The following is an 11,891-nucleotide window of genomic DNA, read 5'->3' on the forward strand; positions in this document are numbered from 1 at the left end:
GCGGATTGTCCCATTTCCCAGACGGTCGGGCAGCCGAATCAGACGTTGCGGCGGTACTGGCCCCCCACGGTGAAGAAGGTGTCGGTGATCTGTTGCAGCGTGCACACCCGCGCGGCGTCCATCAATACCTCGAAGACATTGTCGTCACCGCGCGCCGCCGCCTCCAGCCGCGCCAGCGCGGTATGCGCCTCGTCGCGGTGGCTCCGGGTGAATTCGCGCACCCGGCGCAGCTGCGACTGCTTCTCCTCCTCCGTGCCGCGCGCCAGCTCGAGCACCCGGTGCTCGTCCGGCTGCGGATTGCGGAAGGTGTTGACGCCGATGAGGGGCAGGCTGCCGTCGTGTTTGCGCCGCTCGTACAGCATGGATTCGTCCTGGATGCGGCCGCGCTGGTAGCCGGTCTCCATGGCGCCCAGCACGCCGCCGCGTTCGCTGATCCGCTCGAACTCCAGCAGCACCGCCTCCTCCACGAGATCGGTGAGCTCGTCGATGACGAAGCTGCCCTGCAGCGGGTTCTCGTTCATGGCGAGACCCCATTCCCGGTTGATGATCAGCTGGATCGCCAGGGCGCGCCGCACCGACTCCTGGGTGGGGGTGGTGACCGCCTCGTCGTAGGCATTGGTGTGCAGGCTGTTGCAGTTGTCGTAGACGGCGATGAGCGCCTGCAGGGTGGTGCGAATGTCGTTGAAGCTCATCTCCTGCGCGTGCAGCGACCGTCCGGAGGTCTGGACGTGGTACTTGAGCTTCTGTGAGCGCTCGTTGGCTCCGTACCGGTCCCGCATGGCGATCGCCCAGATGCGCCGTGCCACTCGGCCGATCACCGAGTACTCGGCGTCCATGCCATTGGAGAAGAAGAACGACAGATTCGGCGCGAAGTCGTCGATATGCATGCCGCGCGCCAGATACGCCTCCACATAGGTGAATCCATTGGCGAGGGTGAATGCGAGCTGGCTGATCGGGTTCGCGCCCGCCTCGGCGATGTGATAGCCGGAGATGGACACCGAGTAGAAATTGCGAACCTTGTTGCGCACGAACCATTCCTGGATGTCGGCCATCATGCGCAGACTGAACTCGGTGGAGAAGATGCAGGTGTTCTGGCCCTGATCCTCCTTGAGGATGTCGGCCTGCACGGTGCCGCGCACGGTGGCCAGCGTCTCGGCGCGCAGCCGCGCCGCCTCGTCGGCTGTGGGCTCGCGTCCCTCGGCGGCCGAGAATTCCGCCAGCGCCTGGTCGACGGCGGTATTGAGGAAGTAGGCGAGAATGGTCGGCGCGGGACCGTTGATGGTCATGGAGACCGAGGTGGTCGGCGCGTCCAGATCGAAGCCGTCGTAGAGCGCCTTCATATCGTCCAGCGTCGCGATGGAGACGCCCGAGGTGCCGACCTTGCCGTACACGTCGGGCCGCTCGGCCGGATCGTGGCCGTACAGCGTCACCGAATCGAAGGCGGTCGAAAGCCGTTTGGCCTCGGAATGTTCCGAGAGCACCTTGAATCGCCGATTGGTGCGGAAGGCGTCGCCCTCACCGGCGAACATGCGCGCCGGATCCTCCCCGTCGCGCTTGAACAGGAAGACGCCCGCGGTGAAGGGGAAGCGTCCCGGCAGATGCTCCGAGCGCAGGAAGCGCAGCAGCTCACCGTGATCGGTGTAGCGCGGCAGCGCCACCCGGGGAATCTTGTTGCCCGACAGGGTCTCCCGGGTGAGCACGGTCCGGATCTCCCGGTCCCGCACCCGCACGACCTGCTCGTCACCCCGGTACGACTCCGCCACGGCGGGCCACTCGGCCAGCAGCGCGGCATGCTCCGGCGTGAGGTCGGCGCGGGCTCGCTCCAGCAGCGCGCCGACCGCGTCCGCCGGTGTCTCGCTGTCGGAATCCGCGCCGTCGGAGTCCGCGCCGTCGGAATGCTCGGCGTCGGCCAGCTCCCCGAGCACCGCCTCGAGCCGCTGCACCCGCCGCGCCGCCTCGGCCTGCCGGACCGTCTCGGCGTGGTAGTCGCGGACGCACTCGGCGATCTCCGCCAGATATCGCACCCGGGCGGGCGGAATGATCTGGGCGAAGCGGGTGGAGGCGCGAATGTCCACGCGGGGCAGCACACCCGGCTCCAGCGGCAGGCCCCGCTCGGCGAGCAGCCCGCCCAGATGCTGATAGAGCGCGGTGACCCCGTCGTCGTTGAAGGTGGCGGCGCTGGTGCCGAACACCGGCATGTCCTCCGGCGCGGCGTGGAACTCCTCGCGATTGCGCAGCAGCTGTCGCGAGACATCGCGCAGCGCGTCGGCGGCCCCGCGGCGCTCGAACTTGTTGATGGCCACCACATCCGCGAAATCGAGCATGTCGATCTTCTCGAGCTGGGAGGCCGCGCCGAATTCCGGTGTCATCACGTACAGCGACACATCGACGTGCTCGGCGATCTCCGCATCGCCCTGGCCGATCCCCGGCGTCTCCAGGACGACCAGGTCGTAACCCGCTGCCTTGCAGGCGATCAGCATGTCGTCGATATTGGTGGGCAGTTCCCGTTCCCCACGCGTGGCCAGCGAACGGAAGTAGATGTGGTCCGCGTCGAGCGAGTTCATCCGAATGCGGTCCCCGAGCAGCGCGCCGCCGCCGCGCCGCCGCGTCGGGTCCACCGCCAGCACCGCCACCCGCAGCTTGTCCTGCTGGTCGCTGCGCAGGCGGCGGATCAATTCGTCGGTGAGGGAGGACTTTCCGGAGCCACCGGTACCGGTGATGCCGAGTACCGGCACCCGCCGGTCGGCCGCCGCGGCGCGCAGGGCCGCCCGGTCCGCCTCCGGCAGGGCATCCTGCTGCAGGCAGGTGAGCGCCCGCGCCAGCGCCGCCCGCTCCCCGGCGAGCACCCGCTCCACCGGTACCGGCGACTCCGCCAGGTCCACATCGCAGACCTCGATGAGCTTGTTGATCATTCCCGGCAGGCCGAGCCGCTGCCCGTCCTCGGGCGAGAAGATGGTCACCCCGGCGGTCGCCAGCCGCGCGATCTCCTCGGGGACGATCACCCCGCCGCCCCCGCCGAAGATGCGCACGTGCCCGGCCCCGGCCTCGCGCAGCGCGGCGGCCAGGTACTCGAAGTACTCGACGTGCCCGCCCTGGTAGGAGCTGATGGCCACGCCCTGCGCGTCCTCGGTGAGCACCGCGTCCACGACCTCGCTAACCGCGCGGTTGTGCCCGAGGTGGACCACCTCCGCGCCCTGCGATTGCAGGATTCTGCGCATGATGTTGATGGCCGCGTCGTGGCCGTCGAACAGTGCCGCCGCGGTCACGAACCGCACCGGGTGGACCGGGACATGCAGGTCGGCCATCGCATCCTCCGCGGGGGATTCCATCGGTGTCCAGATAGTAGGACGTCAAACCAACTCTAGAGTGATCTGGCACACATTGCCAGAGCGGTGAGAATGGTCTTGTGAGCCATCCCACAGTCAATACTTGGATGTCCAACTATAGGATCGCCATGTACCGCATCGGCTACGACGAACAGGACTGGCATGGTTCGCGAACTCACCCACTTCATCGGCGGGCAGCACGTCCCCGGCGCCTCCGGCAAATTCGGGGACGTGTACGACCCGAGCACCGGGCAGGTGCAGGCCAAGGTGCCCCTGGCTACCACGGCCGAGGTGGAAGCCGTCATCGCGAACGCCGCCGCCGCGCAGCGGGAGTGGGCCGCGTTCAACCCGCAGAAGCGGGCGCGCGTGCTCATGAAGTTCCTGACCCTGGTGCAGGACGAGATGGACTCCCTCGCCGCGCTGCTGTCCTCCGAGCACGGCAAGACCATCGCCGACGCCAAGGGTGATATCCAGCGCGGCCTCGAGGTGATCGAATTCGCCACCGGCATCCCGCATCTGCTCAAGGGCGAGTACACCGAGAGCGCGGGCACCGGCATCGACGTGTACTCCATGCGCCAGCCGCTCGGCGTGGTCGCGGGCATCACCCCGTTCAACTTCCCGGCCATGATTCCGCTGTGGAAGGCCGGACCGGCGTTGGCGTGCGGCAACGCCTTCGTGCTCAAGCCCTCCGAGCGCGATCCCTCGGTGCCGCTGCGGCTGGCCGAACTCTTCGTGCGGGCCGGCCTTCCCGCCGGGGTGTTCAACGTGGTCAACGGCGACAAGGAGGCCGTGGACGCACTGCTGCACGACGAGCGCGTCAAGGCCGTCGGCTTCGTGGGCTCCACCCCGATCGCGCAGTACATCTACGAGACCGCCACCGCCAACGGCAAGCGCGCCCAGTGCTTCGGCGGGGCCAAGAACCACGCCATCGTCATGCCCGACGCCGACCTCGACGATGTGGCCGATCAGCTCATCGGCGCGGGCTACGGCTCCGCCGGTGAGCGCTGCATGGCCATCTCGGTCGCGGTGCCGGTCGGCGAGGAGACCGCGGACCGCCTGCGGGAGAAGCTGGTCGAGCGCATCGACAAGCTCAATGTGGGCCGCTCCGACGATCCGGGCGCGGACTTCGGCCCGCTGGTCGGCCGCGACGGCGTGGACCGGGTGAACGACTACGTGCGGATCGGCGTGGACGAGGGCGCGGAACTCGTCATCGACGGCCGCGGCCTGGTGGTCGAGGGCGCGGAGGACGGCTTCTTCGCCGGTGCCTCCCTGTTCGATCGGGTCACCCCCGAGATGCGGATCTACCGGGAGGAGATCTTCGGACCGGTCCTGACGATCGTGCGCGCCGCGGACTACGAGGAGGCGCTGCGCCTGCCCAACGAGCACGAATACGGCAATGGCGTCGCCATTTTCACCCGCGACGGCGATACCGCCCGGGACTTCGCCGCGCGCGTGCAGGTCGGCATGGTCGGCATCAACGTGCCGATCCCGGTGCCGATCGCGTACCACACCTTCGGCGGCTGGAAGCGTTCCGGCTTCGGCGATCTCAACCAGCACGGCCCGGATTCGATCCGCTTCTACACCAAGACCAAGACGGTGACGCAGCGCTGGCCGTCGGGGCAGAAGGAGGCGGCATCCTCGGGCCGCTCCGCAAGCTCCGCGGCCAACGCCTTCGTCATCCCGACCATGGACTGAGCCATGTTCCTACTCGACGACGACGAGAAGGCGATCACCGCGACCGCCAGATCCTTTGCCGACGAGCTGCTGGCACCCAACGCGCTGGAATGGGACGAGCGCAAGCACTTCCCGCTGGATGTGCTGCGCAAGGCCGGGTCGCTCGGCCTCGGCGGCATCTACGTCCGCGAGGACGTGGGCGGTTCGCAGCTGCGGCGGCTGGACGCCGTGCGCATCTTCGAACAGCTCTCCACCGGCTGCCCGGCCGTGGCCGCCTACATCTCCATCCACAATATGGCGGCCTGGATGATCGACAGCTTCGGCACCGAACAGCAGCGCCATCGCTGGCTGCCGGGGCTGACGTCGATGGATGCGCTGGCCAGCTACGCGCTCACCGAGCCGAGCGTCGGCTCCGACGCCGCGGCCCTGGGCACCAAGGCCGTGCGCGACGGTGACGACTACCTGCTCACCGGCGTCAAGCAGTTCATCTCCGGCGCGGGCAGCACCGATGTGTACGTGCTCATGGCCCGCACCGGAACCGAAGGGGCGCGCGGGATCTCGGCCTTCATCGTGCCCGCCGACACCCCAGGTCTGTCCTTCGGCGCGAACGAGAGGAAGATGGGCTGGAACGCCCAGCCCACCCGGCAGGTCATCCTGGACAATGCCCGGGTGCCCGCCGAGAACCTGCTCGGCGGCGAGGGCAACGGCTTCCGGATCGCCATGAACGGACTCAACGGCGGGCGGCTGAACATCGCCGCCTGCTCGCTCGGCGGTGCGCAGGCGGCCATGGACAAGACGGTGGCATATCTGGCGCAGCGCTCGGCTTTCGGGACACGGCTGCTGGACAATGCCGCGCTGCAATTCGAGCTCGCCGACATGCGCACCGCGCTGGAGGCGTCGCGCACCCTGCTCTGGCGGGCCGCGGCGGCCCTGGACGCCGACGCACCCGACAAGGTGGAGCTGTGCGCCATGGCGAAGCGGTTCACCACCGACGCCGGATTCGAGGTGGCCAACAAGGCGCTGCAATTGCACGGCGGCTACGGCTATCTGGCCGAATACGGGGTCGAGAAGATCGTCCGCGATCTGCGGGTGCACCAGATTCTCGAAGGTACGAACGAAATCATGCGGGTGGTCGTCGCCCGCTCGGTGGTGGGGGCGGCGTGAAAGGAAACAGCATGGGCGAACCGGAAGTCCTGATCGAAAAGCGCGACGGGCTCGGCCTGATCACGCTCAACCGGCCCAAGGCCATCAACGCGCTGAATCATCCGATGGCGCTTGCCATTCTGGACGCGCTGCGCGCCTGGGCCGCCGACGACGAGGTGCGCACCGTGGTGCTCACCGGAGCGGGCGAGCGCGGGCTGTGCGCGGGCGGCGATATCGTCGCCATCCACCGGGACGCCGCCAACACGGTGGCACAGGGTGATACGGCGGCCGCGGACTCGCCGAGCGGCCGGTTCTGGCGCGACGAGTACATCCTGAACGCGCTCATCGGCCGCTACCCGAAGCCGTACGTGGCCGTGATGGACGGCATTGTCATGGGCGGCGGCGTCGGCCTGTCCGGGCACGCCAGCCATCGCATCGTGACCGAACGATCCAAGATCGGCATGCCGGAGACCGGCATCGGCTTCATCCCCGACGTGGGCGGCACCTACCTGCTGTCGCACGCGCCCGGCGAGATCGGCACCCATGTCGCCCTCACCACCGCGCGCATGCGTGCCGGAGACGCCATCGCGGCGGGTTTCGCCGACTACTTCGTGCCCTCGGATCAGCTTCCGGCACTGCTGGAAGCCCTGCGCGACAACGACGCCGACACCGCCATCGCCAAATTCGCCCAGGCCGCACCGGAATCCGAACTCCTCGCCCAGCGCGACTGGATCGACGCCTGCTACAGCGCCGACTCGGTGGAGGAGATCGTGGCGCGGCTGCGCGCCCACGACGCCCCCGAGGCCACCGAGGCAGCCCAGGAGGTGCTGACCAAATCGCCGGTGGCGCTGAAGGTCACGCTGCGCTCGCTGCGCAACGCGCGCGCCGCCGCGCATCTCGAGGAGGTGCTGAACGAGGAGTACCGGGTGTCGGTGGCCGCGCTGAGCAGCCACGACCTGGTGGAGGGCATTCGCGCGCAGGTGGTGGACAAGGACCGCAATCCGCGGTGGAACCCGGCCACCCTCGCCGATGTCACCGCGGCCGAAGTGGACGCGTATTTCGCCGAATTGGGCGACAAGGAACTGGGATTGACCGCACCGGAGGGCAAATGAGCAAGTTGGTCGCATTCCTCGGACTGGGCCACATGGGTGGCCCGATGGCCGCGAACCTGGTGCGGGCCGGATACCAGGTGCTGGCCTACGATCCGGTGCCCGCCGCGCGGGAGCAGGCGCGCAGCGACGGCGCGCGAGTGTTCGACACCGCGAAACAGGCTGCCGCCGAGGCGGATTGCGTCATCACCATGCTGCCCAACGGCCGCATCGTGCTGGACGTGTACGCCGAGGTGCTGCCCGCCGCCACACCGGGCACGCTGTTCATCGACTGCTCGACCATCGATGTCGCAGACGCCAAGGCGGCCTCGGAGCAGGCCGTGGCGGCGGGGCATCGGGCGCTCGACGCCCCGGTCTCCGGCGGCGTCGCGGGTGCCGCGGCGGGCACGCTCACCTTCATGGTGGGCGGCGAGGCGGCGGATTTCGCCGACGGACTGCCGCTGCTGGAGGTCATGGGTGGCAAGGTGGTGCACTGCGGCGGCGCGGGCGTCGGCCAGGCCGCCAAGATCTGCAACAACATGCTGCTGGGCATCTCCATGATCGGGCTGTCCGAGGCCATCGTGCTCGGCGAGAAGCTGGGGCTCACGCACGAGAAGTTCTTCGATGTGGTGTCCACCGCGTCGGGGCAGTCGTGGGCGCTCACCTCGTACTGTCCGGTGCCCGGACCCGTGCCGACCAGCCCGGCCAACAACGACTACCGGCCCGGCTTCGCCACGGCGCTGATGAACAAGGATCTGGGCCTGGCGGCCAACGCGCTCCAGGCCAATGGCGTCGACGGACAGATCGGTCTGCTCGCCGCCGCCATCTACGACCGCTTCAACCAGGACGAAGCGGGCAAGGACTTCTCGGCTATCGTCACCGATATCCGCAAGCGATCCGGAGGAGAAGACACGCGTGGTTGATTTCGAGACGATTCTGCTGGAGCGCAAGGGGCGGGTCGCGCTCATCACGCTCAACCGGCCGAAGGCCCTCAATGCGCTGAACTCGCAGGTCCTCGCCGATATCTCCGCCGCCCTGGACCAGCTCGAGCACGATGACGAGATCGGCGCGGTCGTGCTCACCGGCTCGGAGCGGGCCTTCGCGGCGGGCGCGGATATCAAGGAGATGCAGAGCAAGTCCTATATGGACATGTTCCTCACCGACCACTTCGCGGGCTGGGACCGGCTCACCGCCTTCCGCAAGCCGATCGTCGCGGCGGTGGCGGGTTACGCCCTCGGCGGCGGCTGTGAGCTGGCCATGATGTGCGACCTGCTGATCGCCGCCGACACCGCCAAGTTCGGGCAGCCGGAGATCAAGCTGGGCGTCATCCCGGGCATGGGCGGCTCGCAGCGCCTCACCCGCGCCGTCGGCAAGGCCAAGGCCATGGACCTCATCCTCACCGGCCGCAATATGGACGCCGAGGAGGCCGAGCGGGCGGGCCTGGTCTCCCGCATCGTCCCGGCCGCCGAGCTGGTCTCCACCGCCCTCGAGGTGGCCGCGACCATCGCCTCGATGTCGCTGCCCTCGGTCATGATCGCCAAGGAGGCCGTGGACCGCTCCTTCGAGACCACCCTCGGCGAGGGACTGCGCTTCGAGCGCCGGGTGTTCCACTCGCTCTTCGCCACCGAGGACCAGAAGGAAGGGATGACCGCCTTCGTCGAGAAGCGCGCCGCGAACTTCTCCCACAAGTGAGCGGAGCGCCTCCGGCTCGACTCGACAGCCTGTGTCCCGCCGTGAATCACGGCGGGACACAGGCGTATCCGGCGCAGCCCCCGACAGTGTCGGGGCGGGGGCGCTCAGCCGCCGGGTTTGGGTGGGCCGATCATTTCGACCGGACTCGCGGGGGTGCCGCCCTCGTGATGGCCGCGGTCCATCATGAGCACGCCCGCGATGGTGCCGCCCAGGGTGGCGGTGACCGCGACGGCCGCGAGCAGTTTGCGCCGGGAGACCGGCTCCTCGGTACCGCGCATAGCGGCGGCCATCGGGGCGAACCGGACACTGCGCACCCGGCGCGCGGAGGGGCGTTCGGCGGCGAGCAGCACCGCGCCGCGGGCGGAGACGAATTCCGGCTCCGGATCGTAGATGAGCGGTATGTCCAGCTGTTGCTGGAGTTCGTCGCGAATGCTCAGCGTCCGGGTGCAGCCGCCGAGCAGCGCCACTGCGGTGGGGTGCACCCCGGTCTCGGCGATCATCTGCCGGACGAACGACGCCGAATGGTGGATCCCGGCCTCCACCAGGTCGGCGAAATCGCTGCGGGTGATCACCGCCCGATGCCCGGAGATGGGATCGCACACCGTCACCACCCGCTCGGTGTCCAGCGCCTCCTTGTAGCGGCGGCTGGACGGCAGATCCACCCCCACCCCGTTGCGGGCAAGCAGCCAGCGCAGCAGCGCGTCGTGCCCGTCACCGCCGAGTACCGTGCTGCGCTTGCTCGCCAGGATGGCGTCGGCGCGGCAGTCGATCTGGGTCACCGTCAGCCCGGACGCGCCCAGGTCGTAGAGCAGCACCGACCCTTCGGCGGGTAGTCGGCCGGTGAAACGCAGATAGCGCAGCTGGGCGACCGGTTCGTCGATCACGGTCAGGCGATTGCGCCCGGCCGTGGCGCGCACCGCCTCCGCCGCCGTGGAGCTGCGGCAGGTGGCGGCGATGCCGGTGATGAACTCGTCGCGGCGCACGGCCGACTGGCGCATGAGGCGAATCGCCTCGAAAACCGACTCCTCCAGCGCGCCGCCGACCCGGCGCGGCACGTGCACCCGGTCGATCGGGGGCAGATGCGGCTGGTCGGAATGGGTCAGCATCGCCCGTGCGCCCGAAGCGCCCGCCGATACCCCGAGGACCAGCACCATGGCTCAATGGTGAACCTTTTGCGGCCCGATGCCAAGACAATGCGGCAGGAAAGTGGCTATCAGGATGCTGGAAGGTTACCGGCTGGCCCATCTCGTCGGCGTGTCGCCCGCGTCGAAGTCCCCGGCGGCGCGTCGGAATTCTGCCAGCAAATCCAGCAGCTGCCGCAAACGTTCCGGCGACAGTCCCGGTCGGGAAAACACCTCCCGGTTCAGCGCGGCGGTCGCCTCGGCCACCAGTTGCCTTCCGGCATCGGTGATCTCGATCAGGGTCGCCCGCCGGTCGCTGGGATGTGGCACCCGTTTCACCAGGTGGGCCGCCTCCAGCCGGTCGACGGTATTGGTCACCGACGTCGGATGCACCTGGAGCCGGGCGCTGGCCACCGCCATGGGCAGCGCACCCGTCTTGCTGAAACTCAGCAGCATGAGCAGTTCGTAACGGGAAAAGGTCAGGCCAGAGGGCTTCAGAGCCTCGTCCACCCTGGCCATGACGATCTGCTGCGCCCGCACCAGCGACGTCACCGCCGCCATGCCGTCCGCGACGTCACCCCATCCGTGCTCGGCCCACTGGCGATGCGCCTCCTCGATGGGGTCGAGCGGCAGGGGACGTGGCCGAGACATGCACCGATCATCGCACGGGCGTCGGTTGTCAGCTCGATTCCGGCCCCCGCGGACAACCGCGGGGGCCGCGACGCTGTCCGGACTCGCCGCGTAGTCGGGGGTGCCTGTTGCCGCGCGCCGTGAGAGGCTAGGTTGGTTAGCCAAACCTCAGGTCAGAGGTGTGAAAGGACAGTCATGACGGCAGGCCGATGGAAACTGTTATCCGCTGCTCTCGCGGCACTCGCGCTCGTCGCGGCCTCGGGCTGCTCGAACTCGTCCGAGGACGACAACGAGATTCTGGTCTACAACGCCCAGCACGAAGCGCTCACCAAGGAGTGGGCCGAGGCGTTCACCGCGGAGACCGGCATCAAGGTGACCCTGCGCCAGGGCGGTGACACCGATCTGGGCAATCAGCTCGTCGCCGAGGGCGCCGCCTCACCCGCGGACGTCTTCCTCACCGAGAACTCCCCGGCCATGGCCCTGGTCGAGAACGCCGGACTCTTCGCCGATCTCGACGCCGAGACCCTCGACGCCGTACCCGCGCCCTACCGGCCCTCCACCGGCAAGTGGACCGGAGTCGCCGCCCGCGCCACGGTCTTCGTCTACGACACCGGCAAGCTGTCCGCCGACCAGCTGCCCGCCTCCCTGCTGGATCTCCAGCAGCCGCAGTGGAAGGGCCGCTGGAGCGCGGGCGTATCCGGCGCGGACTTCCAGGCCATCGTGGCCGGCCTGCTGGAACTGAAGGGCGAGGACGCCACGCGCGCCTGGCTGCGGGGGATGAAGGAGAACGCGATTCCGTCGCAGAACAATGTGGTCACCATGAAGGGCGTCAATGCCGGGCAGTTCGACGGCGGCGTCATCTATCACTACTACTGGTACCGCGACCAGGCCAAGACCAAGGAGAACAGCGGCAATACCGCGCTGCACTACTTCAAGAACCAGGATCCGGGCGCGTTCGTCTCCATTTCCGGTGGCGGCGTGCTGAAGTCGAGCGACAAGCAGGAGCAGGCGCAGCGCTTCGTCCGGTTCATCGTCTCCCGTGCCGGACAGGAGGTGCTGCGCGACGGCGCTTCCCTGAACTACCCGGTCGCCAGCGAGGTGGCCGCCAATCCCGCACTGCCGCCACTGGATTCGCTCCAGGCCCCGGCGATCGATCCGAGCCGGCTGAACGCGAAGAAGGTCACCGAGCTGATGACCGAGGCCGGTCTGCTCTAGAC

General features: G+C 68.6%; 9 protein-coding genes. 6 read left to right on the forward strand and 3 right to left on the reverse strand.

The window, feature by feature from the left end; genetic code table 11:
• Positions 1-38: 38 nt before the first annotated feature.
• Positions 39-3,329, reverse strand: a complete 3,291-nt coding sequence (icmF, locus tag QMO76_RS08315; RefSeq protein ID WP_372341920.1) for a fused isobutyryl-CoA mutase/GTPase IcmF — start codon at positions 3,327-3,329, stop codon at positions 39-41.
• A gap of 159 nt (positions 3,330-3,488) precedes the next feature.
• Between icmF and QMO76_RS08320 the strand changes: the two genes are divergently transcribed.
• From QMO76_RS08320 to QMO76_RS08340, 5 genes are read left to right on the forward strand one after another with little or no spacing between them, the layout of a single operon-like run.
• Entirely contained in the window at positions 3,489-5,021 is a 1,533-nt protein-coding gene (locus QMO76_RS08320) for a CoA-acylating methylmalonate-semialdehyde dehydrogenase (protein ID WP_306360593.1), read from the forward strand.
• A 3-nt stretch (positions 5,022-5,024) separates the two neighbouring features.
• Entirely contained in the window at positions 5,025-6,164 is a 1,140-nt protein-coding gene (locus QMO76_RS08325) for an acyl-CoA dehydrogenase family protein (RefSeq protein WP_306360594.1), read from the forward strand.
• 11 nt (positions 6,165-6,175) lie between these two features.
• Positions 6,176-7,255, forward strand: coding sequence for an enoyl-CoA hydratase/isomerase family protein (locus QMO76_RS08330; RefSeq protein WP_306360595.1), 1,080 nt, complete (start codon positions 6,176-6,178; stop codon positions 7,253-7,255).
• A complete protein-coding gene (gene mmsB / locus QMO76_RS08335; protein WP_306360596.1) occupies positions 7,252-8,154 on the forward strand; it encodes a 3-hydroxyisobutyrate dehydrogenase in 903 nt (300 codons plus the stop codon). The genes QMO76_RS08330 and mmsB overlap by 4 nt, the downstream gene beginning before the upstream one ends.
• Positions 8,147-8,923, forward strand: a complete 777-nt coding sequence (locus QMO76_RS08340) for an enoyl-CoA hydratase (protein ID WP_306360597.1) — start codon at positions 8,147-8,149, stop codon at positions 8,921-8,923. Before mmsB ends, QMO76_RS08340 begins: the two co-directional genes overlap by 8 nt.
• A gap of 104 nt (positions 8,924-9,027) precedes the next feature.
• Here the strand turns inward: QMO76_RS08340 and QMO76_RS08345 are convergent, their stop codons facing one another.
• A complete protein-coding gene (locus tag QMO76_RS08345; RefSeq protein WP_306360598.1) occupies positions 9,028-10,077 on the reverse strand; it encodes a hypothetical protein in 1,050 nt (349 codons plus the stop codon).
• A 75-nt stretch (positions 10,078-10,152) separates the two neighbouring features.
• Entirely contained in the window at positions 10,153-10,695 is a 543-nt protein-coding gene (locus tag QMO76_RS08350; RefSeq protein WP_306360599.1) for a MarR family winged helix-turn-helix transcriptional regulator, read from the reverse strand.
• A 174-nt stretch (positions 10,696-10,869) separates the two neighbouring features.
• On the opposite strand from QMO76_RS08350, the gene QMO76_RS08355 reads away from it, so the two are divergent.
• Complete coding sequence (locus QMO76_RS08355) at positions 10,870-11,889, forward strand: iron ABC transporter substrate-binding protein (protein ID WP_306360600.1); 1,020 nt, start codon at positions 10,870-10,872, stop codon at positions 11,887-11,889.
• The last annotated feature ends 2 nt before the right edge of the window (positions 11,890-11,891 follow it).

Origin of the sequence: Nocardia sp. CC227C (assembly GCF_030767025.1) — a bacterium.
In the GTDB taxonomy this organism is placed as follows: Bacteria; Actinomycetota; Actinomycetes; order Mycobacteriales; family Mycobacteriaceae; genus Nocardia.